Annotated in this window: 25 protein-coding genes; 24 read left to right on the top strand and 1 reads right to left on the bottom strand. The window is 55.6% G+C overall.

Going from position 1 to position 22817, the window contains the following annotated elements; translation table 11 throughout:
• Positions 1 to 3: 3 nt before the first annotated feature.
• Positions 4 to 1020, bottom strand: coding sequence for a LacI family DNA-binding transcriptional regulator (locus H8695_RS10655; protein ID WP_249301475.1), 1017 nt, complete (start codon positions 1018 to 1020; stop codon positions 4 to 6).
• Between the two features lie 286 nt (positions 1021 to 1306).
• On the opposite strand from H8695_RS10655, the gene H8695_RS10650 reads away from it, so the two are divergent.
• The 24 genes from H8695_RS10650 (at position 1307) to mreD (ending at position 22815) form a co-directional block, all read left to right on the top strand.
• A complete protein-coding gene (locus H8695_RS10650) occupies positions 1307 to 2323 on the top strand; it encodes a sugar ABC transporter substrate-binding protein (protein ID WP_249301473.1) in 1017 nt (338 codons plus the stop codon).
• 75 nt (positions 2324 to 2398) lie between these two features.
• Complete coding sequence (locus H8695_RS10645) at positions 2399 to 3910, top strand: sugar ABC transporter ATP-binding protein (protein WP_249301471.1); 1512 nt, start codon at positions 2399 to 2401, stop codon at positions 3908 to 3910.
• Between the two features lie 6 nt (positions 3911 to 3916).
• A complete protein-coding gene (locus tag H8695_RS10640) occupies positions 3917 to 4894 on the top strand; it encodes an ABC transporter permease (RefSeq protein WP_249301469.1) in 978 nt (325 codons plus the stop codon).
• Positions 4895 to 4910: 16 nt separating this feature from the next.
• Complete coding sequence (locus tag H8695_RS10635; RefSeq protein ID WP_249301467.1) at positions 4911 to 5384, top strand: VOC family protein; 474 nt, start codon at positions 4911 to 4913, stop codon at positions 5382 to 5384.
• A complete protein-coding gene (locus H8695_RS10630; protein WP_249301465.1) occupies positions 5381 to 5887 on the top strand; it encodes a VOC family protein in 507 nt (168 codons plus the stop codon). The genes H8695_RS10635 and H8695_RS10630 overlap by 4 nt, the downstream gene beginning before the upstream one ends.
• A gap of 70 nt (positions 5888 to 5957) precedes the next feature.
• Positions 5958 to 6947: a Gfo/Idh/MocA family protein gene (locus tag H8695_RS10625; protein ID WP_249301463.1), complete on the top strand. Its 990-nt coding sequence runs from the start codon at positions 5958 to 5960 to the stop codon at positions 6945 to 6947.
• Positions 6948 to 6991: 44 nt separating this feature from the next.
• Positions 6992 to 8125, top strand: a complete 1134-nt coding sequence (locus H8695_RS10620) for a Gfo/Idh/MocA family protein (RefSeq protein ID WP_249301461.1) — start codon at positions 6992 to 6994, stop codon at positions 8123 to 8125.
• Positions 8122 to 9825, top strand: coding sequence for a glycoside hydrolase family 3 protein (locus H8695_RS10615; RefSeq protein ID WP_249301459.1), 1704 nt, complete (start codon positions 8122 to 8124; stop codon positions 9823 to 9825). Before H8695_RS10620 ends, H8695_RS10615 begins: the two co-directional genes overlap by 4 nt.
• A gap of 24 nt (positions 9826 to 9849) precedes the next feature.
• On the top strand, positions 9850 to 10320 hold the full coding sequence (locus H8695_RS10610; RefSeq protein ID WP_249301457.1) for a VOC family protein: 471 nt from the start codon (positions 9850 to 9852) through the stop codon (positions 10318 to 10320).
• A 227-nt stretch (positions 10321 to 10547) separates the two neighbouring features.
• Positions 10548 to 13172 carry an HNH endonuclease gene (locus H8695_RS10605; RefSeq protein WP_249301455.1) on the top strand — a complete coding sequence of 875 codons (2625 nt, stop codon included), beginning with the start codon at positions 10548 to 10550 and terminating at the stop codon, positions 13170 to 13172.
• A complete protein-coding gene (locus tag H8695_RS10600; RefSeq protein WP_249301453.1) occupies positions 13169 to 13612 on the top strand; it encodes an SMI1/KNR4 family protein in 444 nt (147 codons plus the stop codon). Before H8695_RS10605 ends, H8695_RS10600 begins: the two co-directional genes overlap by 4 nt.
• Positions 13613 to 13715: 103 nt before the next feature.
• Positions 13716 to 14120 carry a hypothetical protein gene (locus tag H8695_RS10595; RefSeq protein ID WP_249301451.1) on the top strand — a complete coding sequence of 135 codons (405 nt, stop codon included), beginning with the start codon at positions 13716 to 13718 and terminating at the stop codon, positions 14118 to 14120.
• Positions 14121 to 14220: 100 nt separating this feature from the next.
• Positions 14221 to 14649, top strand: coding sequence for an SMI1/KNR4 family protein (locus H8695_RS10590; protein ID WP_249301450.1), 429 nt, complete (start codon positions 14221 to 14223; stop codon positions 14647 to 14649).
• 113 nt (positions 14650 to 14762) lie between these two features.
• The gene (locus H8695_RS10585) at positions 14763 to 15167 is read left to right on the top strand and encodes a hypothetical protein (protein WP_249301448.1); all 405 of its coding nucleotides are present in this window, start codon (positions 14763 to 14765) and stop codon (positions 15165 to 15167) included.
• Between the two features lie 37 nt (positions 15168 to 15204).
• On the top strand, positions 15205 to 15666 hold the full coding sequence (locus H8695_RS10580; protein WP_249301446.1) for a hypothetical protein: 462 nt from the start codon (positions 15205 to 15207) through the stop codon (positions 15664 to 15666).
• Positions 15667 to 15764: 98 nt separating this feature from the next.
• Positions 15765 to 16169, top strand: coding sequence for a hypothetical protein (locus H8695_RS10575; RefSeq protein ID WP_249301444.1), 405 nt, complete (start codon positions 15765 to 15767; stop codon positions 16167 to 16169).
• Between the two features lie 98 nt (positions 16170 to 16267).
• Positions 16268 to 16699: a hypothetical protein gene (locus H8695_RS10570; protein ID WP_249301442.1), complete on the top strand. Its 432-nt coding sequence runs from the start codon at positions 16268 to 16270 to the stop codon at positions 16697 to 16699.
• Positions 16700 to 16796: 97 nt separating this feature from the next.
• Positions 16797 to 18053, top strand: coding sequence for an SMI1/KNR4 family protein (locus H8695_RS10565; RefSeq protein ID WP_249301440.1), 1257 nt, complete (start codon positions 16797 to 16799; stop codon positions 18051 to 18053).
• A 134-nt stretch (positions 18054 to 18187) separates the two neighbouring features.
• Positions 18188 to 18544 carry a cell division protein ZapA gene (locus H8695_RS10560; RefSeq protein WP_249301438.1) on the top strand — a complete coding sequence of 119 codons (357 nt, stop codon included), beginning with the start codon at positions 18188 to 18190 and terminating at the stop codon, positions 18542 to 18544.
• Positions 18544 to 20349 carry a U32 family peptidase gene (locus H8695_RS10555; protein ID WP_249301436.1) on the top strand — a complete coding sequence of 602 codons (1806 nt, stop codon included), beginning with the start codon at positions 18544 to 18546 and terminating at the stop codon, positions 20347 to 20349. The genes H8695_RS10560 and H8695_RS10555 overlap by 1 nt, the downstream gene beginning before the upstream one ends.
• A gap of 11 nt (positions 20350 to 20360) precedes the next feature.
• Positions 20361 to 20816, top strand: coding sequence for a dUTP diphosphatase (dut, locus tag H8695_RS10550; protein WP_249301434.1), 456 nt, complete (start codon positions 20361 to 20363; stop codon positions 20814 to 20816).
• A gap of 21 nt (positions 20817 to 20837) precedes the next feature.
• Positions 20838 to 21419: a Maf family protein gene (locus H8695_RS10545; RefSeq protein ID WP_283243695.1), complete on the top strand. Its 582-nt coding sequence runs from the start codon at positions 20838 to 20840 to the stop codon at positions 21417 to 21419.
• A 29-nt stretch (positions 21420 to 21448) separates the two neighbouring features.
• Positions 21449 to 22291: a rod shape-determining protein MreC gene (gene mreC, locus H8695_RS10540; RefSeq protein ID WP_249301432.1), complete on the top strand. Its 843-nt coding sequence runs from the start codon at positions 21449 to 21451 to the stop codon at positions 22289 to 22291.
• Positions 22291 to 22815, top strand: a complete 525-nt coding sequence (gene mreD / locus H8695_RS10535) for a rod shape-determining protein MreD (protein WP_249301430.1) — start codon at positions 22291 to 22293, stop codon at positions 22813 to 22815. Before mreC ends, mreD begins: the two co-directional genes overlap by 1 nt.
• The last annotated feature ends 2 nt before the right edge of the window (positions 22816 to 22817 follow it).

Below are 22817 nucleotides of genomic sequence, written 5' to 3'. Positions count from 1 at the left end.
CGCTCATTTGGCAGATGTGGAGCCCCGGACAATCAGCTCGCAGTTGAACACGATGTTGTTGGGCTTGGTATCGGGATTGGTGACACAGTCGTACATCATTTCGCCGGCGGCAAAGCCTATCTCATAGCGCGGCTGATTGATGGTGGTGAGAGAGGGCCGCGTGATCTCCGACATTTCCAGATTGTCGAAGCCGACGATCATCACATCGTTTGGGACGCGGATGTGGGAATCCTGTGCGGCGTTGAGCACCGCAATGGCCGCGACGTCGGTGATGGCAAAAATACCGTTGGGGATGCGATCCCGGTTAAAGAGCTGCTTTGCCGCCGAGTATGCCGCCTTATAGTTGATGTGTGGAATGCGCAGAAGCCAGTTCGGGGGAACCTGGATTTTTGCCTCGTCCGCCGCTTCCATAAAGCCCGCCACGCGGTTTGCCGTAATTTTGGACACGCCGCTGTGTGCAAAGACGGCCAGCCTGTCGCAGCCCATTTGAATCAGATGCTGCGCCGCCACTTTCGCAGCCGCTTTGTCATTGACGCAGACATAGGGGATCGAGGGGCTCTCCGGCTGTGAACAGCACTGAACGAACGGAATGCTCTTGCTGATTTCATCGGAGACAGCATCGTCGATTCGATAGAGGGAAATGATACCCACCGCACGGATGAAAGCGGCGTATTCCAGCAGCTTTTTGTAATTGTAAAGGCGCAGATGAGAGGTGTAGACCATCGGGACATACCCCTTGGACTGGACAGAGTCGCTGATCCCGGCAATGATCTCGCTGTAAAAGGGATTGTTGTTATTGTCCGGCACGGCAATGATTACAGTGGGAAAGGCCTCCCTCTTTTCACCGCCGTCTGACTGCGGTGCCGGCAGGACGATACCGGCCTGTTCCACCTCTTTGAGAACGGCAGCTGTGGTCCATGCGCTGACATTTCCCGTCTTGTTCAAAACCCTTGAAACCGTTGCCGGCGACACGCCGGCTCTGCGCGCAATGTCTCGGATGCGAATACTTCTGTCGATCAATGCTACACCTCCTAAGAGAGATCCTACTGCGGGAAATTATAGGGAAGTCAGGGAAAAAAGTCAATAGATTTGGTGCAGAAAAAATGAAACAATATGAAATATTTGAAAAATATGCGGCGATTATTGTTGAATTGTCTGAAATATCGGCGAAATATATGTATATTTCATAGAATATGCGACATTCCACGAAAATTAGATTGAAAATTTTGCAATGTTTGCTTATACTTTTTGCAAAGGCGGAGAACAACGCCAAATTTAGTACGTAAGGAAGGCAACTGCAATGAAAATGAAAAAAGTATTTGCTGTCGTTCTGGCCCTGGCCATGGTCTGCTGCTTTGCTGCATGCAGCCCCAAACCAGCCGAAAATGTAGAAGGGCCGACCTCCTCCGGCGATCCCGATGTTACCACCTACAAGATTGGCTATGCTTTCAACGCTGTGGATGAGAATACGCAGCGCTCCCTGGCCGGCTGGGAGGCCGCCGTGGAGAAGTGGAACGCCTCTCACGAGGACGTCAAAGTGGAATTCTTCTACACCGACGCGCAGTCCAGCGTCGAAAAACAGCTGTCCAATGTTGAGACGATGCTGCTTGAGCAGCCCGATCTGATTATTCTGGCCTCCTGTGACACCGAGGGCTGCATCCCTGCGGCCGAGGCCATCCACGAGGCCGGCGTCTTCTGTCTTGAGACCCGCGGCATGGACAGCGACGCCGTGGATCTGCGCTGGACCGGATTCGATGAGACCTCCATGTCGCAGCTCAACGCCAAGTACTACGAGGACTATCTCAACGCCGATCCCGCCAACACGCTCAACGCCGTCATCATTCTCGGCAATCCCGCGCAGGCCAACCAGCTGCACCGCGCAGACGGTTTCCGCGAGTTGGCCGAAAAGTATCCCGACCGGGTCAACATCCTCAGCGAGAACTACGCCAACTGGGATACCGAACAGGCTCAAAAGCTCATGGAGGACTGGATTCAGATTCACGGCAAGGAGCTCAACGCTGTCGTCGCGGCTTCTGACGCCATGGCCCTGGGCGCCATCAACGCGCTGGAGGCAGCCGGCTTTGCCCCGGGCGACGTCATCATCACCGCCGTGGACGGCACTGAGGCCGGTCTCAACCAGGTCAAGTCCGGCTGGCAGACCGCCACTGTCAAGATGCTCATGTCCAGCCAGGCCGAGGGCCAGCTGGAAATGGCCGTGAAGTGTCTGTCCGGCGAGTATACCGACCCCACTTTCAACGGCGGCGCTCTATACGCCGTGCCTGTCGACAGCGGCAATGTGGATGAGTATATGACCATCGACTGACCGACTGCAGCTTCATTCTAAAAACTGGTCCGGGCCGGAATTTTTCCGGCCCGGACTGCTGAGAGGGGATGCGCTATGAACGAAGTGCTGCTGGAAATGAAAGGGATCACCAAGGTGTTTCCCGGCGTAAAGGCCCTGGATAACGTCAGCCTGGAAGTCCAAAAGGGAGAGATCCACGCGCTGATCGGTGAAAATGGGGCCGGAAAATCCACTCTGATGAAGATCCTGATCGGCCTTTACCGGCGTGACGGCGGATCGGTGATATTCAAAGGGCGGGAAGTCAATTTTGAATCCCCCTGCGACGCTCTGAATGCGGGGATTTCCATGATCCACCAGGAAATCAGCCTGGTTCCCACGCTGACAGTTGCGGAAAACATCTGGCTGGGGAGAGAAAAAAAGTTCACCAGACGCGGGCTCCTCAAGCCGGGCGCCAGAAACGCAGCCGCCAAAGAGCTGCTTGAGCAGATCGGACTCTCCCATCTGGATCCGAAAGCCGTTGTCTCAAATCTGAGCGTGGCCAACATGCAGCTGGTCGAGATCGCCAGGGCGGTGTCCTACCACTCTGACCTGATTATCATGGACGAGCCCACCTCGGCTCTGACCAATGTCGAAGTGGAGCTGCTCTACAACATCATTCGCAAGCTCGCCTCCGGCGGAACGTCAGTCATCTTCATCAGCCACAAGCTCGAAGAGCTGTTTGAGGTGTGCGATCGTCTGACAGTGTTCCGCGACGGAAAGTACATCACCACAAAAACAACCAAAGAGATCGATCAGAGCGGACTGATTCAGTACATCGTCGGCCGGGAACTCTCCGCTCTCTTCCCGAAGCTCCCCGCACAGATCGGAGATGTCGTTCTCGAGGTGCGCAATCTCAAGCGCGCCGGAGTCGTCAATGACGTGAGCTTTTCGGTGAGAGCCGGCGAAATTCTGGGCTTTTCCGGGCTGGTCGGCTCCGGCCGCACAGAAATTGTGCGCGCCATCTTTGGCATCGACAAAAGGGACAGCGGCGAAATTTTCATCAACGGGCAGCGGCTGAACATCCGCGACCCGAGAGATGCCGTTCGAGCCGGAATCGGCATGATTACGGAGGACCGGCTTCGCATGGGCTCCATCCACAGCCTGTCGGTGATGAGAAACACCACCATTGCCAAATTTGACAAAATTGGCAATCGTCTCGGCTTCTACTGTCCCTCCAGGGAGAAAGCGGAGTTTGACAGCATCACGGGAAAGATCGACATCAAGTACTCCTCGCCCAACGAGGCTATGAGTCAGCTCTCGGGCGGCAATCAGCAGAAAGTCATCATATCCCGGTGGCTGCTGACAAACTCCAAGGTTTTGATTTTGGACGAACCTACAAGGGGAATCGACGTGGGGTCAAAATCCGAGATACACCGGCTGATCAGTTCTCTTGCCCAGCAGGGGATCGCCATTATTCTGATCTCTTCCGAACTGCCCGAAATTCTGGGAATGTGCGACCGCATCGCCGTCATCCGCGGGGGGCGTATCGCCCATGTATGCGACCGCAGTGAGGCAACGCAGGAAAATCTGATGGCCTACGCCTTTGGCACCAAACATCATAAGGAGTGAATTGATATGAACAGGGGTAAATCCATACTGAACAGCGTCCTGCTGGGCAACAAATCCTATCTGATTCTGGCGGTCCTGGTCATCGCGCTCTCAATCATGTCCCCTCTGTTTTTAACCCCGAGCAATCTTCTCAGCGTGCTTCGCCAGGTGACGGTCTCCGCCATCGTCTGCGCCGGCTTTACGCTGCTTCTGGGCAGCGGCCACATGGATCTTTCCGTTGGCATGATCCTCTGCGCCTGCGGCGTGGTATGCGGCAAGCTGCTCGTTGCCGGGATGCCCATCTGGTTTGCCATCCTCGTTACGGTTGTCGCCGGCGGGCTGATGGGCGCGATCAATGCGGGGCTCATTACTCTGTTTGCCCTGCCCGCCTTTATCGTGACACTGGCAACCTCCTCCGTGTACAAGGGCGTCGCTTTCCTTGTGACGAAGAATGTGCCTGTCTCGGGTCTGCCTGACGCGTTCAACTTCATCGGCAAGGGCTACTGGCTGGGAATTCCCGTACCCATTTACGTCATGGTCCTGGCTCTTCTTGTCATGTGGGTCATACTCAACCGCACAGTATTCGGCCGTCAGGCCATCTCCATGGGCGGCAACGCCGAGGCCACGCGGGTCAGCGGCGTACGCGTCGGAAAGCTTCGCGTGTTCTGTTACATGGCGATGGGCATTTTTACCGGCCTGGCCGCCGTCATTCAGACAGCCCGTTCCGCATCCGCCCAGCTCTCCGCGGGCGCCGATATGACCATGGACGCCATCGCCGCCGTTGTCATCGGCGGCACCAGCATGAAAGGCGGCAACGCCAATATCGTAGGCTCTCTGGTGGGCTGCCTCATTGTCGGCATCGTAAACAACGGCCTGAATCTGATGCATGTGGACGCCAACTGGCAGATTGTGGCCAAGGGGCTGCTGATTCTGATGGCGGTGATTCTGGATTCCATCTCGACAAAGATGTATAAGAAGTCTGCTGCCAAAAAGAGCGCAGCTTAACAAATGGAGGACAACTATGGATATCAAATACACGTTTTTAGGCCACCCTGCGCTGCTCTGCAACGACATCGAGGCCGAAAAGAAATTCTACATCGACGTCATGGGCTTTGAGGAGGCCTTTACCCTCTTCCACGACGACGGAACCCCCTGGCTGACCTATATCGAAATTACGGACAACCAGTTTCTGGAGCTTTTCCACACCAAATACCCCTCTCCCAACAGGACCAGCGAGCGGTCTTTCCACCACTTCTGCCTGGAGGTGGACGACATGGCCGCTACGCTGGAGATGCTCAAGAGCAAAGGCGTCACAGTCTACAGAGGCCCGGTGGACAACGGCAGGGTGATGGATGTGCCCAACCACGACCATCAGCCCGGCATGTGTGGTACGCTCTGCGCCTTTATCCGGGATCCGGAGGGCAATGACATCGAGCTGCAGCAGTATACCCCGTGCAGCATGCAGATCAGAGAGAGCGGGAGGGAAGCGGTATGAGCAAATATTTTAAACGCATCGCGCACGTCAGCTTCAAATGCAATGATTTTGAGAAAATGTGTTCTTTCTATCGGGACACAATGGGCTTTGAGCAGATCTTCACTCTGCCCTACGAAGGGGCCATTCTGGACGCCCACAGACACGAGGGGTTCCGTGAGGGCGACACCTGGATCGCCTATTTCAAGATCAACGACCGCCAGTTTGTCGAGCTCTTCAACACCCCCTATGAAGCCAAATACTCGATCCCGTCCTACAGCTTCATGCACTTTTCCGTTCTGGTGGAGGATATCATCGCGGCGGCCCGGCACTTTGAGAACAAAGGCGTGCAGCTCTGGGCCGGTCCCAAACATGTCAAAAAGCCCTATACCGCCCCCTACCCCGGCGACAGACGGGGCCAGTGCAACTCCTATGCCTTTTACATTCAGGATCCCGAGGGCAACGAGATCGAAGTGATGCAGTTCACGGAAGATTCTCTTCAGCTCAACTGGCGAAAGAATTCGTAACACCGGCCCGTGTGCGTCGTGGGTACGACCCACACGGGCGGACATTTTTCCGGGAAAGGAGTCCTTTTTCATGCAGACAGTGAGAGTGGGACTGCTCGGCGCAGGAATATGCGCTCACCGTTTTCACGCGCCCGCCCTTTTGCAGATGAATGGCAAATTCAAGCCCGTGGCTCTGGCGGGAGGAAACCCGGAGCAAAACCGGGAGTATGCCGCCCTCTATGGAGGAATCGATTTCATCACCGGGGACTATCACGAAGTGATCACCCGGCCGGACGTGGACGCCGTCATCGCGTCCTATCCCTATTTTCTCAACGAGCAGATCGTCGCAACAGCCAGAGAATACCGAAAGCACATTCTGGTGGAAAAACCGCTGGCGCAGAGCATCTGCTCCGCCAGAGCTCTCCGGGATCTGGACGACGGCAGCGTCGTGATGGGCGTCGGTGAAAACTGGCTCTATTTTGATTCCGTAGGCGTGGTCCGTCAGCTTCTCGAAGACGGCGCGATCGGAGAACCCAGAGCCGCGGCCATCTACAGTCTCTATGAAATGCCGGCGGACAGCGAGTATCTGGCGGGAGACGCCTGGCGCAAAAGCGCCCGTGGCGGTATGGTGCTCGACCGTTCGATTCACAGCATCGCCTATTCCCGCGCCGTGCTGGGCAGAGCCGCATCTGTCATGGGAGTAAACGCCTCCGCCCGGGCTGAGCTGGGCAGTCAGGACACCATGTTCGCGCTTGTAAACTATGCCAGCGGCGTTGTGGCCTCCATCAATGTCTGCGCCTCCGCACCCGGTATTCAGTTGCCTTTCTCCTATCTCATCGTCGGCACCGAGGGCACCATTGCCGTGTCGGACTTCATGTCGAGGGTGACGGTCTCCGGCCGAGACAGCCGCGTGATCGTCACCGAAAAAAAGGACGGCGGCTACCTGGCTGAAATGGAGAATTTTTACGACGCCATCGTAAACGGCACACCGTTTCTTGGAAATTTCCGCGACGCTTACAACGATCTGTTCTGCGCAATTTCCGCCCTGGAGGAGCCAAACATCCTCAGGGCGATCGACTGAAGAGCTATGGCCCTGTGCGCCATACTGAGAAGAGAGGTTTTAAAATGGCAAAAGAAAAAGTCGGCGTGATCGGCTGCGGCATGATCAGCGAGATATACATGAAAAACATATCCGAGCGCTTTGCCAATATGGAGCTTGCCGCATGCGCCGATATCGTCCCCGCCGCAGCGAAAAAAAGAGCGGCGCAATTCGGCTGCCGGGCCTGCTCCGTAGAGACGCTGCTGCACGACAGCACCATTGGAACCATTGTAAATTTGACCGTTCCAGCCCAACACGCCGAAGTCAGCAGGCAGGCGCTTCTCGCCGGGAAAAATGTCTACACGGAAAAGCCCCTGTGTGTGGATTACGAGTCCGGCGAGCAGCTTTTGCAGCTGGCGGAGGAAAAGGGACTGCTTTTGGGCACTGCTCCCGACTGTTTTCTCGGTGCGGGGCTGCAGACAGTGCGGCACCTGCTGGACTCGGGAGAACTCGGCCAGGTTCTCTTTTTTGAGGCAAATCTGTACCAGCGGGGCCCCGAGTGGTTTCACTCCAATCCCGCTTTCTTCTATCAGGCGGGCGCCGGCCCCATTCTGGACTGGGGGCCCTATTATGCCGCTGCCGTCATAGCGCTGTTGGGGCCGGTCAGGCGTGTGGGGGCCATCGGCAGAAAGCCGTATGCCAGAAAAACCGTCATGTCCCCTGCCAGCCCCCTTTCGGGCCGGGAGTTCGATGTGGATGTCCCCACTTCCATTGTCTCGGTTCTGGAAAACCGCTCGGGCGTCATCGGCAATTTGAATCTGTCCTTTGACACCGGCTTTCGGTACTGGGAATCCAAAACACCCTTTATGCGCATCTACTGCGAGCGCGCAACGATCGACGTGCCCGATCTCAACAAGTATAGCGGCCCCGTGCTGCTGCGAAAGGGCGAGGCGGAATTTGAGGAGTATCCCCTCGTGTCAGCTCTGACGGAAAACTGCCGGGGGCTCGCTCTGTCGGACATGGTGCACAGCAAAATGACCGGCCGGGGATATCGGGCCGACGGCGCCTTTGGACTGCATGTCTCGGAGATCCTGCTGGCCATGCAGCGCTCCGTCGAGGAGGGCTGTTTCGTGGAGCTCAGGAGCACCTGCCGGCGGCCCGAGCCGCTTGACTCCGAGCTGATCGCGGAGTTGTGTGAGAATGGGGGGACACAGAAATGATTGACCTGAGAGGAAAGCCCTTCTATCTCAGCGACGACGACATCGCCTGGGTGGAGAAGACCCGGGACGGGATGTCATTGAACGAAAAGATCGGGCAGCTCTTCTGTCTGAATCTCAAAGATGGCAAAAGCGAGTTTCTGGATGAGGTGTACGAAGTCATGCAGCCCGGCGGCTGTATGTTCCGAGCGATGCCCCTTGCCGCCGCGGTCCATCTGACCAATGAGCTCAACCGGCGCAGCAAACTTCCCCTGCTGATTTCGGCCAACCTGGAAAAGGGCGGCGCCGGCATCGTCACCGAGGGGACGGTCTACGGCTCCGAGATGGAGGTCGCCGCCACCGACGATGTGGAGTTTGCCCGGCGGCTGGGAGAGGTGTGCGGCGCGGAGGGCGCTGCGGTGGGCGCAAACTGGACGTTCTCCCCGGTCATCGACATCGACGCCAACTTCCGCAATCCCATCACAAATACCAGAACGTTCGGCTCCGACCCTGAGAGAGTCAAGAAGATGAGCGTGGCATACGTCGAGGAGATTCAAAAGCACGGCGTCGCGGCCACCATCAAGCACTTCCCGGGCGACGGGCGGGACGAGCGGGACCAGCATCTGCTCACCAGCGTCAACGACTGCACCTGCGAAGAGTGGGACGCCACATACGGCGCGGTCTATCAGGCCTGTATCGACGCCGGCGCAAAGGCTGTCATGGCCGCGCAGATCATGCTGCCGGCCTACTCAAAGAAGCTGCGCCCCGAGCTTCGCGATGAGGAGATTCTTCCCGGCAGTCTCTCAGAGGAGCTTTTAAACGACTTGCTTCGCAAGAAACTGGGCTTCAACGGCCTGATTGTGACCGACGACTCGGTTATGGTTGGCTTTATGGCGCCCATGCCCCGCAGCACTGCCGTGCCCCTGTCCATTGCAAACGGCGTCGACATGTTCCTGTTTGTCAAAAACCTGAAAGAGGACTACCAGTACATGCTGGACGGCGTAAAAAACGGCATTCTCTGCGTGGAGCGGCTGGACGAGGCTGTGACCAGAATCCTCGCTCTGAAAGCCTCCCAGGGGCTTCACAGGCGCCCCCCGGAGCACCGTGTCAGCCTGGAGGAGGCAGAAAAGACGGTTGGGTGCGAGCGCTTTGTCTCCTGGGCGAGGGAGTGCGCGGACCGGTCCGTCACACTGGTCAAAGAGGAGCCGGGCGTACTGCCCATCTCCCCTGAAAAATACAAACGGGTGCTGTTTTGCAGCCTGGAGGAGACCGGCGGCTCCGGCCTGTACACGGTCAAGTCGGTCTGTGGCGATGTGATAGCCAGACTTGAACACGAGGGCTTTCTGGTGACCCCGTTTACCGAGAAGATCGGCGAGGGCGATCACGCGCCCACCTGCGCCAGTATCACAGAGAACTTTGATCTGATTATCTACTGCGCCAACATTGCCACCAAGAGCAACCAGACCACGGTCCGCATTGAGTGGGCACAGCCCAGGGGAGCCAATTGTCCGCGCTTCATCAGCTCGGTTCCCACCATCTTCATCTCTCTGGAAAACCCCTATCATCTCATCGACGTGCCTCGCGTCAGGACTTTTATCAACACCTACAGTTCAAATCCGTACGCGGTGGACGCCCTGATGGAAAAGCTTCTCGGGCGCTCGCCGTTTCGGGGAATCAGCCCGGTGGACCCTTTCTGCGGAAAGTGGGACACCCGGCTGAGCTGACAGGCGGCATCAGGAGGAGCATACATGGAAATCAAGACCATCTCTCAGCTGGCGTACAAAGTCACAGACATTGAAAAGTCCCTGCAATTCTACACGGAGATTCTGGGCTGTCAACACATGTTTGATTTTTACCGGGACGACGGCACCCCGTGGATGTACTATCTCCGGTTGTGCCCTTATCAGTACATCGAGCTGATCCCCACAGCCGAAGTGGAAAAAACTCCGAAGACCTCCCTGCACCACACGGCTCTCATCGTCGAGGATATCGGCGCCGCGGCGCAGGAGCTGCTCGAAAAGGGCGTACCCATCTACCGGGGGCCGGCAGAACTGGGCAATCGTCTGTACTCCGCCGGGGAGATCCTCCCCGGCGGCTGCAACAGCCCGTCGTTCTACATCGCCGACCCTGACGGCAACGCCATTGAAATCATGCAGTTTGTTCCGCAGAGCAGACAGCTGACATTTGAAAGCGGCGTCTCTGACAAGCAAAGAAGTTAAACGTGGAAAAGTCATTTCAAAGAGGTCGGACGCTAAGCGTCCGGCCTCTCTTATTTATAGAGGGGGTCCCGGCTCCGCCTGAGTGGCGGGGCTTTTTTTGTAACTAAATGTAATAATTTTTCTTATCAATTTATTGATTAGTATTAATTAATACGATAAGATGATGTTGTTAGAATAATTATGATTATTTTTATTCTAATAATATTATTTAGGAGTTGATAAGAAAAATGCCCTATGACGCAGACGAGACCATCGTCTACAACCACGACAGAAAGCGCTGGGAGTTCCTCGGCACCGGCCGGGAAGCAAACGTTCCGGGTTATGTGACCCCACCGCCCGCAAAGGAGGAGAATCACTTCTTCAGCGCCGGAGAAATCACAAAGCGTGCCGCTGACTTTAAGGCCGGAAATGAGTCGGCCCGAAGCGGCGCCGAGACGAACACGCAAACCCGGAACAGCTCGGGGACAGGCAAGACAACCACAAAGAGCGGCGCCGGCAAAACCGTGAATCCCAATGCCTACACGAATTCGGGCAGAGCGCAGATCAAATTTGATCCCGGTTCGGCCGGCCGGGCGGGAAAGACGGCTGCAAAGCAGTTCTCAAGCCTGCCTGTGAATTCCGGAAATCTCACTCACCCGGGCGCTGCGCAGACGCAATTCAGCACCGGCTCTACCGGCCGGACGGTCGAGGCAGTCACGCAGCAGCCGCTCAACCTGCTGACGAATGCTGTCAATCTTGCGGCCGGCAGCGGGCAGGCACAGAAGCCCGACACTGCCCAGTTGTCCGAGACATCCACCCCGGCCGGTACGGCCGGCACAGCCAACCAGAGCAGCACGGCCGGGACTTCCCAATCCAAGTGGCCGCTCTACCAGGGGCGGCCAAACTACGGCGATATGTCGACCGACTATATGGAGACTTACAAGCCCGGAGTCTCATATGGCACCATGTCAACCGACTACGCCGAGACCTACCGCCCGCCCAATACCTACGGCACCATGTCAACTGACTACGCCGAGACGTTCAAAGGCTTCTCAGAGGGCTATACAGGCAGCAGTTCATACAGCGAAACGTTAAAAACTCTTGAGGAGATCAGCCAGTACTATTACGGCCTCTCCTCAGAGGCCGTACACCAGCTCGATGCCGCGCAGGCTCTGTGGGATTCGGGCCAGCTGTCCGACGAGGAGTTGGAAGCGTACCGACAAAAAGCGGACAGCGCCATTGAGCGCGCCGAACACTGGAATTCCGAGTTAAAGAGCTATCGCAAAAATGGTCGCACCAGCTCGCCCGCCACCTATACCCCGGAGCGCACCTATGGCACCATGTCGACCGACTACGCCGAGACGTTCGGCGTGCCGCTCAGCGAGTACCAGAACGGTGTCTCCTCCACCGATACACTGCTTCAGCTGGAGGGGCTCAGTCGGGGTGCCTCGCAAGTCTACGCGGAGCTACTCCATCAACAGGATGCTGTATACCAAGCATATTTGGCCGGTCATATTTCGTTGCAAGAATATAATGAGTTTAACGAGAAGTTGGAAAGAGCCGCGAACGACGATTCTTTATGGAACAATACACTTAAAAGCTACAAACCAGCATTTGAGAGGGAGTACGACGAAGCCTATCGGCTTATCTACGGCGATGTCTCAAAAAACGCCAACGTCATTGATGACTATACCAGACTGATTGATGACAAGGCTTATGACCTCTTCTTTAAGAAGTATGAGTCGACCAATGATGCGGTGGCCGCGATCGAGGCTTTCGTCGACAGCATGCTCCCCTGGCTGCCACGCGGCGAGATACAGAAGCGCCTCAATGAACTGCTCGAGAAAAACCCAGAGGCATTCTCCACGGGTGCTTTTGCCGGAGATGTTGTCTATAACATCCTTGTCAACCGCGGCGTCGGCAAATTGATCAATCTCAGCGGTGCTATGAAAGCCGCCGATAAAATCAAAAACACCTATTGGAGAAACGCTGTGAAAACCGCCCTCAACCTCGGAGGACAGCAGGCGGCCGACGCGGTTATTGACACACCTGTCATTATCATCAATGGAATGGCAGAAGGCAAAACATCGCAGCAGATTATCGCTGAGGTCGGCGAGCAGGCATTTTACTCACTGATCTGGAATCTTACTACCATGGGTGGCGAGGAAGTTCTCAATAACCTTGGGCTTAGAACAGAACTACCGGCGGACTACGACCACACCGACGGAAAGTATTTCGGCAAAGTGAATAATTTGGAACAACTTGAGCTCTCATATCAAGGCACTGTCAAAGAATACGGAACATCTTCACCGGAATTTGATGCTATAACCAAGGAGTATTTAGAGAAAAAAGAATGGTTTAAGCGGCAGGCCGCACGTCAGGCGACAGCCGAGTCGGGAGCTAAAGCGGATTCCAAAAATCCCCAAAATTCGACTGGCAGTAGTGGTAACATTACTATACCAGACACGGCAAGAAATATTACGCAGACTGATCTGTCCAAAAGCACACTTTCTGCTAAGCCCTCCTATTCTCCCAATCCCAAAAAGTGGCTTAACAGCGGTGGAAAAATTCATATAGATGGAGAAACCTGGATTTATACGAATACGGACGGAATTTCTGTGAGCTATGTGAATGGGTATCCAGACTTTAAGAGTGCTGGATTAGTTGTTGATGAATTTCCTGTAGAAGAGTTTAAAGGTTATACTTCCGATCGTAAGAATTTTATCACAGAAAAGGGCGTTTATGATACTTTTAAGTATCGCCTGCATCACGTCGAAGATGGCCATACTCTTCAGCTTATAGAGAGAAAAATTCACGAACAATTTACACATAAGGGCGGAATGTCAATTAAAAAACGTGGAGGTGCAAAATGAAACTGGAAAAAACTTTTGGAAAACTTTCAAGCGCACAGATTTCAGAACTCGAAAACCAATTGAATATCTCTCTTCCTGACGATTATAAGAGCTTCCTCGCGGAGACAAACGGCGGCGGGATAGACTTGGATACAGATTTCCTCATTCATATTGATGATATTAACGAGAGCGCAAGTGTTGATGTTTTTTTTGGGTTTACTCCCCAAACCGACTATACCGATTTGTTGTATTGGAACAAAACGTATGGGGGCGACATGGTAGAGGACAGTATCATCATCGGCTCGAGTCTTGAAAGTGGTTTCATTGTACTCATCTGCAATGAAGAGGACGCCGGAGTATATTATTGGGATCATACCTACCATTTCAAGCAATCAGACGATGAGTACAACACATATTTTATTGCTGACACATTCACGGATTTCGTAAAACAGTGTCCTTGATAAAGAGGCCGCCCTATAAGGGCGGCCTCTTCTTATAAGCCTGCCCTGTTGACTTTAGCCCGATTTGTGCTACACTGATAAAAACCTATCGGTGGTGACTCGTATGAAACTAATGATTAAAAATATCACAGCGCTAATGGAGCAATGTGGTTATATTCCCATTGCCCTGTGTAATGAAACGCGGCTAAATGAGCTTCAATATAAAGAGGCCAACGATCTGTTAAATTGTTTTTGTTTTCTAAATGCACGGGTACAGGACATCTTAAAACTAACAGAGCATTCCATTGATGAAATTCTATATAGCAAATATTACTGGTTTACACAATATAAAGACACTGTTGAAGGCTTTTTAGAGGAAAATCCCGAATTAGAGCAGATTCAATATCAGATATTTCAACAAATTGGTATTGAACTAAAAGGCGATGTAGACTGGCCCCTTATGCAGGCGATCGATGAAAACAAACCTTGGTTGAGTCCTGTTCTGGTAAAGGAACTTCAATCTGACTGATAATCAATACAGGAAGTCGCCCAACAGGGCGGCTTCTTTTATTGTGGTTTCTGCTGTATCATGTTACAATATGAAAAACCAGCAATCGTCGAGGTGCAAAATGAAACTGGAAAAAACTTTTGGAAAACTTTCAAGCGCACAGATTTCAGAACTCGAAAACCAATTGAATATCTCTCTCCCCGACGATTATAAGAATTTTCTCGCGGAGATCAACGGCGGCGTAATAGATTTGAATACGGATTTTCTTATTCATATTGATGATATCAACGAAAGTGCCAGCGTCGACGTTCTTTTTGGGCTTACGCCCCAAGCCAGCCATACCGATTTGTTGTCCTGGAACAAGACATATGGGTATGACATGTTGCCGGACAGCATCATCATTGCACAAGTCTTGAAAGCGGTTTCATCGTACTCATCTGCAATGAAGAGGACGCTGGAGTATATTATTGGGATCATACCTACCATTTCAAGCAATCAGACGATGAGTACAACACATATTTTATTGCTGACACATTCACGGATTTCGTAAAACAGTGTCCTTGATAAAGAGGCCGCCCTTATAGGGCGGCCTCTTCTTATAAGTCCTGTTGACTTTAGCCCGATTTGTGCTACACTGATAAAAACTCACCGGCGGTGATTTTCTTGAAACTTATGATTAAAAATATTAAAACGCTAATGGAGCAATGTGGATATACCCCCATTGATTTGTGTGAAACCTCCGGACTCAATGAGCAGCAGTATAATGAGCTCAACAATCTGCTTAACAATTACTGTTTCCTAAATGCTAGAGTAAAAGATATTCTACATAACACAGACTATTCTTTAGAAGAAATTCTATACAGTAAATATTATTGGTTCACAAAATATAAAGATTTGCTTGAAATATATGTGGGTGAGGATCCTACACTTTTTGACTTTCAAATGCAAATTTTTGATCAAATTATTGGAACTTTAAAAGGTGAAGTAGACTGGCCCCTTATGCAGGCAATCGATGAAAACAAACCATGGCTGAGCCCCACTCTAGTAAAAGAGCTTTGGCTCGTCTGATAATATACCATCTGAAATTATAGAAAGGAGTAAAACAATGAGTAAAGTATTTGAAGATGAATTCGGCGAGTTACAGGTCGATATGGTTTCCATCTGTATGGAAAATGTTGAAGATCGCGCCGACAAAGTATTTGTCTATTGTTCATGTGAGGGTAAAGTCATTTCCTGCAGCTATTTTTACAAAATAAACGGTATTGTTGTTGAAAGGCATAAACTCAACGATGCCATTGGCCCACAGGATTCCCCCTATGATGTTTCTCCGGAAAGGCAGCGGGAGGTTCTGGATATTATCATGGAGGATCTCATGAAGCTGAGAGCTCTCTGCAAGAATTCCGACCGGCCCATGCCCACCGAAATCAAGCTCATTTATGATGTAAAACAAAACCGTTTGAATGCCGACTATCAGTATGAGAATGTGTATTCCTCCAGCACCACAGACACGGCCGACACCGTCGCCGACCGGTGGTTTGAGCAAATGAAGCTGGCAGAAAGAGCGTAGCAGAAAGAGGCCGCCCACGAGCGGCCTCTTTTTATAAGCGCTATTGATTTTGACTCCATTTGTGTTACACTGATATAAACCTATCGGTGGTGACTCATATGAAACTTATGATTAAAAATATTGCAACGCTAATGGAGCAATGTGGGTATCATCCCATTGACCTAGTTGAAACTCCCGGCCTGGACGACAGTGAGCACGATGCCGTAAACGGCCTGCTTAATAAGTACTGTTTTTTAAACGCCCGAGTGTCAGATATTCTGAAAATGACATCACATTCTATGGAAGATATTTTGTATAGCAAATACTATTGGTTTGACCAGTATAAAAAGCTGGCGGAAACATATACCGGTGAGGATCCGGAGTTGGAACACATTCAGTTTCAAATGATGGAGCAGATCATGGAGCTTTCCAAGGGACGCGTCGACTGGGATCTGCTTGAGGCAATCGAGGAAAGTAAGCCGTGGCTAAGCCCTACTCTCGTAGAGGAGCTTCAACCTGAATAACAATCCATACAGGAAGTCGCCCAACAGGGCGGCTTCTTTTATTGACACTGGAGCGATCTCTGTTATACTGAAAGCAGCGATAAAGCTGAGGTGCTACTATGAATAAGGTATTTGAAGATGAATTTATGGATATCCAGTCAGGCATTATTGCCCTTTGTATGGAAGCGTTGGATATTGCCAATCAACATGTGGATAAGGTTTTTGCCTATTGCTGTAACGAAGAGCACTTGAAATCGTTTAATGTTTTTTTCGAGGTGGGCGGTCAAATCGTCCGGGCAGAAAAGGTCATTAAAGACGATCAGTTGGGCATGCAGCTTCTGGAGATGGCAACGAAGGACATTTGCAAGTTTGATGATTTGGGTTCACAATATGATCGCCCTATCCCAAAAGAAATAAAGATGTATTTTGATGCAAATACAGGTCGATTCAATGCGGAATATAAATATGAACAGGTTTGCTTCCCCGAAGAGGGAAGAGATACTGTAGACGTATTTGAAGACTGGATAAAAGAAATGAAAAACAAGACCTGACAATTTGAGAGGCCGCCCACGGGCGGCCTCTTCTTACCCTGTTGACTTTAGCCCCATTTGTGCTACACTGAAAAAAACCGGCTGGGAGGCGACGCCTGTGGAGCTGCTCATTCAGACTGTCAAAGCCTATATGTCTCACTGTAAGTACACGCCGGTCTACCTCTGCCCGGCGGTCCAGTTGAACCGGTACGCCTACCGCGAGGTCAACGACATGCTCAATGCCTGGTCCTTTTTGGACACCTGCGCGCCGGCTATTCTCAAAGAGTCGTCCTTTACGATGCCGGAGCTTCTCTACAGCAAATTCTACTGGTTTACCACCTACAAAGAGACGCTGGAAAAGCACACCGCGCCGAACCGGGCGCTCAGCCACGATCAAAACCGGATCTTTGAGGAGATTTTGGCGTTGGAAAAAGACGCCGTCGATCTGCCGCTGCTGCAGGCCATCGACCAGCACAAGCCCTGGCTGAGCGCTGCGCTGTCGAGGGCTCTCGAGCCGGAGAGCAAAATTTCCCTCATCATCCGCGACATCGACGAGCTGATGGAACAGTGCGGCTATGAGTCTGTCAAGCTGTACGAGACGCAGGGGCGTCTGGGGATGCGTCTATATGCAATGCCCACCGCTTTCTACAACAGATACCGCTTTCTTGACACCTGTGCGGCGGACATCCTGCGCCTGAGCGGCCACACAAGGGCGGACATTCTCTACAGCAAATACTACTGGTGTTTCGGCTATGCCTACAGTGCCGCGGGGCTACAGAACGCCCCCGCCCTGCCGAAAGACACTGCTTCCGCCATCATCGGCGAGCTGACAGATGTCTGCGGCCGCGATGTGGACTGGACTCTTCTTCGGGCCGTGCAGGAGGGCAGGCCGTGGCTGAGCACCACGCTGTCCCGCTCGCTCGACTACGGCGTGCAAGACGGCTGGTACCGTCTGCCCGGGGGCGGCGGCGCCCCGGCCACCGACGGGCAGATCGACGCGCTCGAGCAGCAGATTGGCTTTCCCTTCCCCGAGAGCTACCGGCACTTTCTCAAGGGCACAAACGGCGGCAGCTTTGCGCTCTACGACACCCGGCCCGTGCGCCTCAGAGAGATTGACCGGCTCGTCTCGCCGTCCATGCTTTACGGCGTCGCGCCGGGCAACGGGACGACCGACCTGCTGTACCAGAACAAGATCTGCCTGCGCACGGACTATGTTATCATCGGCCGGTGCTTCGAGGAGGGCTATCTCGCCTTTCGGCGCAGCGAGCCCGACGGCGTCTACTACTGGGACCAGAGCCGCCGTTTTTCGCCGGCGGGCGAGGCCTATCTCATCGCCGGTGACTTTCCCGGCTTTTTTGACTGGCTCTTCTACTGAAGAGACTGCCCTGCGGGCGGTCTCTTTTTTCAATAGCGGTGGACTTTACACCAGCGCTATATTATAATTGTTTTATATGTTGACAACGCTACAGACATAAGACATGAGTTTTCGGAATGATGGAGGAAAAGGCTATGAAAAACCGCGTCACAATCAAGATCATGGACACCTCTTTCTCTCTTCTCACCGAGGAGAGCGAGGAATACGTCGACCGCCTCGCCAAGGCCGTCGACAAGGAGATCCGCCGCACGCTCGAGGGCAATGAGAAGATCTCGGTCAACATGGCCGCCATGCTCAGCGCCCTGAACTTCTGCGACGAGTGCACCAAGGCGACCGACGCGGCGGACAATCTGCGCTCGCAGCTCAAGGTGTACCTCGAGGACATCGCGAAGCTCAAGAGCGCCAACGACGACAGCCGCCGCGAAATCGCCAAGCTCTACAGCGAGATTCAGAGCCTCAAGCTCCAGCTCGCGAGAAACGGCAACGCGTAGTGGAAATTCTCTCCCCCGCGGGCTCGATGCAGGCGCTGCGCGCCGCTGTGCGCGCCGGCGCCGACGCCGTCTACTTCGGCGGCAGTCTCTACAACGCCCGCCAATACGCCAAAAACTTCGGCCCCGACGAGCTGCGCGAGGCGGTGGACTACTGCCACCAAAACGGGGTGCGGGTCAACCTGACCGTCAACACCCTCTACACCGACCGGGAGCTGCCCGGGGTGCTCGACTATGTGCGCTTTCTCTGCGACGCGGGGGTGGACGCTCTCATCGTGCAGGATCTGGGGCTTCTCTCCCTGCTGCGGCGCATGGCGCCCGGTCTGCCGCTGCACGCCTCCACCCAGATGACCATTCACAACCGCGAGGGGGTCGAGACCGCCGCCCGCCTCGGCGCGAGCCGGGTCGTGCTCGCGCGTGAGGTTCCGCTTTGCGACCTTGAGACCATCTGTGCCGACGCGCCCGCCGAGATTGAGCTCTTCGTGCACGGGGCGCTTTGCTACAGCTACTCCGGCGGCTGCTATATGAGCGCCGTCATCGGCCGGCGCAGCGGCAACCGCGGGCGGTGCGCCGGGCCCTGCCGGCTGCCCTGGCGCTTTGCGGGCAGCGCGGGCGAGCTTCTGTCGCTGCGCGATCTGTCTCTGGCGCAGCATCTGCCCGAGCTTGCGCGCCTCGGCGTGACCACTCTCAAAATCGAGGGGCGCATGAAACGCCCCGAATACGTCTCGAGCGTGACCCGCGTCTACCGCGACGCGGTGGCGCAGAACCGCCCGGTCTCGCGCGAGGAGATGAAGCTACTCGCCGACATCTTCAGCCGCAGTGGCTTCACCGACGGCTACTTCACCGGCAGGACCGGCCCCGCCATGCTCGGCATGCGCCGGGAGGACGACGAGGCCCACTACCGGCGGCTGCTCGCCATGGAGCGAAGCCACCCCGGCCGCGGCCGGGCGCGCGCGCCGATTGAAAAGCCGGCGTACACGATGGCGGCCGAGCCGCCCGAGCCGCCGCGCAGCGTCCCCGTTCGGCAGCGCGCGCTCTACGGGCAGTTCCGCTCGGTGCGCCAGCTACCGCAGAATCTGAATCTTCTCGCCCTCGCGGCGCTGCCGCTTGAGGAGTTTGCCGCCCACCCCGACGCCGCCGCGCGCATCGCGCGCGCGGGCTGCATCCCGGCGGTGACTCTGCCGCGCATCTGGTTTGACTCCGAGCGGGCGGCGGTTGTGCGGCTGCTCACGCGGCTTCGCGGGGCGGGCGTGACCCACGCCTTTGTCCACAACCTCGGCCAGATCGAGACGGCGCGCGAGCTCGGCTTTATTCCCATCGGCGACTTTGCGCTCAATCTCTTCAACAGCTCTGCCCTCGAGGCGGCGCACGGGCTCGGCCTCGCCGGGGCCACCGTCTCGGCGGAGCTCTCCCTGCCGCAGATCCGCGATCTGAAAAAGCCGCTGCCCTGCGGGCTGTTCGCCTACGGGCGGCTGCCGCTGATGGTCAGCGAGAACTGCCTCGGGAAAAACGCCGCCCGGTGCGACGGGCGGCGCTGCCGGCTGCCTGACACGCTCACCGACCGGCGGCGCGAGCGCTTCCCGGTGCTGCGCGAGTTCGGCTGCCGGAATCTCATCTGCAACTCCAAGATCCTGTATCTTGCGGACAAGCCCGAGCAGCTCCAAAAGCTCGGCCTTGCCTTTCTGCTTTTGCACTTCACCACCGAGGACGAGGCCCGCTGCCGCGAAGTCCTCGCAAGCTACGCGGACGGCCACCGGCCGCCGCCGGCCGACTTCACGCGCGGGCTCACCCAGAAAGGTGTCGAATAGAGGAGAACGCCATGAAACCACTCACCCTGAAAATCAAAAAGCTCGCCGGTGAAGCCGGCGAGCCTGCGACCCCGTTTTACGCGACCGGCGGCAGCGCGGGGCTCGACCTCTCGGCCGCCCTCGCGGCCCCCGTCACCCTCGCCCCGCTCGGGCGCGCAGTGATCCCGACCGGCATCGCCATCGGCCTGCCCTCGGCGGACTATGTGGGGTTGGTCTACGCGCGCAGCGGCCTTGCAGTCAAGCACGGCGTGACCACCTCGAACGGCGTCGGCGTCATCGACAGCGACTACCGCGGCGAGATCAAAGTCGGGCTTGTCAATCTCTCGGACACGCCCTACACCATTGCCCCGGGCGAGCGCATCGCCCAGCTCGTTGTGGCTCCGGTCGCGCGCTGCGAGCTCGAGGTGGTCGACGATCTCGACGAGACCGCGCGCGGCGCGGGCGGCTTCGGCTCGACCGGCCGCTGAATACCTTAACAGCAAAGGAGTTTGATTCCCATCGCCATCTATCTGGCCTCCCAATCCCCGCGGCGGCGTGAGATTTTAAAGAACGTCGGGCTCGACTTCAAGGCGCTGACAAGCGGCGTGGACGAGAGCTTCGCAGACGGCCTGCCGCTTACAAAGCTCACGACGACCCTGGCGCTCGCCAAGGCCGACGACGTCGCGTCGCGCGTTGCGGCGGACGACATCGTCATCGGGGCCGACACCATCGTCGTGCTCGACGGCAACATCCTCGGCAAGCCCCGCGACGAGTCCGACGCCTTCGCGATGCTGACGCTGCTCTCGGGCAACACCCACGAGGTTCACACGGGCCTCGCGGTGGTGCGCGGTGAGCAGCGCGTGACCCATCTGTCGGTCTCGCGCGTCACGTTCAAAGAGCTCACAAGCGCCCAGATCGAGCGCTACATCGCGACCGACGAGCCCTACGACAAGGCCGGCGGCTACGCCGCGCAGGGCGTCGCATCGCTGTTCATTGAGCGCATCGACGGCGACTTTTTCAGTGTGATGGGTCTGCCGGTGGCGGCGCTCGGCGACATTCTCGCGCGCGACTTCGGCTACCCCGTCCTGTAGCGCACAGTAAGACATTTGAGGAGCAGTCTGTGAAAGATTTTTTTAAAAACCGGTTTTTCGTCGGCTTCTGCGTGGTCATCGCGCTGGTGCTGGTTCTCATGGCGGTCTCGGCCGCCTCGGGCGGGCGCGCCAACTTTCTTGAGGACGCCATCGGCGCGGTCATCACCCCCATTCAGAAGGGGCTCACCGGCATCAACAACTTCATTGCCGACCGGCTCTCGTTCTTCGGCGAGTACAAGACGCTCAAGGCCGAAAACGAGGCGCTCGAGGCGCGCGTGCGCGAGCTTGAGGAGGACACCCGCGAGCTCGCCGCGCTCCAGAGCGAGAACGCCTTTTTAAAGGAGTTTCTCGACCTCAAGGAGCAGCGTCCCGACTTTGAGCTCACGACGGCCCAGGTCATCGCGCGCGACCCGGGCAACTTCTTCTACTCGTTTACCATCGACCGCGGCACGCTCGACGACATCAAGCTCAACGACGCGGTCATCACGTCGGACGGGCTTGTGGGCGTCGTCAGCGAGGTGGGCGCCACCTACGCCAAGGTGACCAGCATCATCGAGCAGAGCACGCCCGTGGGCGCTGTCGTCAGCCGCACGCGTGACGTTGCCATGCTCGAGGGGGACATTTCGCTTCGCGACGAGGGGCTCTGCAAGCTCTCTCTGCTGCCCTCGGCGGGCAGCGCCCAGGCGGGCGACGTGGTCGTCACGTCGGGACTCGGCGGCATCTTCCCCAAGGGCATCGTCATCGGCACGGTGACCGAGGTGCGCCCCGAGGCGAGCGACATCTCCTACTACGCCATCATCGACCCGGCGGTGGACTTTCAGAACATCCGGGACGTGGTCGTCATCCGCTCCTACATCGACGAGGTGTCGTGATGTTTGCGCGCCATCGCTCCACCATCAACAAGGTGTCGGCCTACGGGCTGCTGCTGCTCGCGGTCATGCTGCTGCAGACCACTTTCATGCACCATCTCGCCATACGCGACGTCAAGCCGTCGCTTCTGGTGGTGTCGGTGGTATGCGTGGCTCTCTTTTCCGACTACCGCACCGGCACGGTCTTCGGCGGCATACTGGGGCTGCTGTGCGACGTGAGCTCGGCGGCCGTCTTCGGCTACTACACGCTCATGCTCATGCTCATCGGCTTCTGCGTGGGCGTTCTGTCGGACGCCGCCATCCGCCGCAGCCTGCCGTCGGCGCTGCTGGTGTACTTCTGCGCCTACGCGGCCTATTTTGTCATTTTGATTCTCACAAGCGTCGTCGTTGTGGGCAACTTTTCGGTGCTGCCCTACCGGCTGCGCGTGACGTTTTTTGAGATGCTCTACTCGCTGCTCTTTCTGCCGGTTCTCTACTTTGCGGCCAAAAAGATCAGCGCTCTGCTCGCAAGCCTTGACCGAAGATAGAC

The organism is Feifania hominis, assembly GCF_014384765.1.
Classification (GTDB): domain Bacteria; phylum Bacillota; class Clostridia; order Oscillospirales; family Feifaniaceae; genus Feifania; species Feifania hominis.
This window is presented reverse-complemented; position numbering and strand designations above follow the sequence as displayed.

Excerpts from the sequence above, each read along its gene's own strand:
- H8695_RS10650 (WP_249301473.1), top strand. The coding sequence starts at position 1,307 with ATGAAAAAAGTATTTGCTGTCGTTCTGGCCCTGGCCATGGTCTGCTGC.
- H8695_RS10645 (WP_249301471.1), top strand. The coding sequence starts at position 2,399 with ATGAACGAAGTGCTGCTGGAAATGAAAGGGATCACCAAGGTGTTTCCC.
- H8695_RS10640 (WP_249301469.1), top strand. The coding sequence starts at position 3,917 with ATGAACAGGGGTAAATCCATACTGAACAGCGTCCTGCTGGGCAACAAA.
- H8695_RS10635 (WP_249301467.1), top strand. The coding sequence starts at position 4,911 with ATGGATATCAAATACACGTTTTTAGGCCACCCTGCGCTGCTCTGCAAC.
- H8695_RS10630 (WP_249301465.1), top strand. The coding sequence starts at position 5,381 with ATGAGCAAATATTTTAAACGCATCGCGCACGTCAGCTTCAAATGCAAT.
- H8695_RS10625 (WP_249301463.1), top strand. The coding sequence starts at position 5,958 with ATGCAGACAGTGAGAGTGGGACTGCTCGGCGCAGGAATATGCGCTCAC.
- H8695_RS10620 (WP_249301461.1), top strand. The coding sequence starts at position 6,992 with ATGGCAAAAGAAAAAGTCGGCGTGATCGGCTGCGGCATGATCAGCGAG.
- H8695_RS10615 (WP_249301459.1), top strand. The coding sequence starts at position 8,122 with ATGATTGACCTGAGAGGAAAGCCCTTCTATCTCAGCGACGACGACATC.
- H8695_RS10610 (WP_249301457.1), top strand. The coding sequence starts at position 9,850 with ATGGAAATCAAGACCATCTCTCAGCTGGCGTACAAAGTCACAGACATT.
- H8695_RS10605 (WP_249301455.1), top strand. The coding sequence starts at position 10,548 with ATGCCCTATGACGCAGACGAGACCATCGTCTACAACCACGACAGAAAG.
- H8695_RS10600 (WP_249301453.1), top strand. The coding sequence starts at position 13,169 with ATGAAACTGGAAAAAACTTTTGGAAAACTTTCAAGCGCACAGATTTCA.
- H8695_RS10595 (WP_249301451.1), top strand. The coding sequence starts at position 13,716 with ATGAAACTAATGATTAAAAATATCACAGCGCTAATGGAGCAATGTGGT.
- H8695_RS10590 (WP_249301450.1), top strand. The coding sequence starts at position 14,221 with ATGAAACTGGAAAAAACTTTTGGAAAACTTTCAAGCGCACAGATTTCA.
- H8695_RS10580 (WP_249301446.1), top strand. The coding sequence starts at position 15,205 with ATGAGTAAAGTATTTGAAGATGAATTCGGCGAGTTACAGGTCGATATG.
- H8695_RS10575 (WP_249301444.1), top strand. The coding sequence starts at position 15,765 with ATGAAACTTATGATTAAAAATATTGCAACGCTAATGGAGCAATGTGGG.
- H8695_RS10570 (WP_249301442.1), top strand. The coding sequence starts at position 16,268 with ATGAATAAGGTATTTGAAGATGAATTTATGGATATCCAGTCAGGCATT.
- H8695_RS10560 (WP_249301438.1), top strand. The coding sequence starts at position 18,188 with ATGAAAAACCGCGTCACAATCAAGATCATGGACACCTCTTTCTCTCTT.
- dut (WP_249301434.1), top strand. The coding sequence starts at position 20,361 with ATGAAACCACTCACCCTGAAAATCAAAAAGCTCGCCGGTGAAGCCGGC.
- mreD (WP_249301430.1), top strand. The coding sequence starts at position 22,291 with ATGTTTGCGCGCCATCGCTCCACCATCAACAAGGTGTCGGCCTACGGG.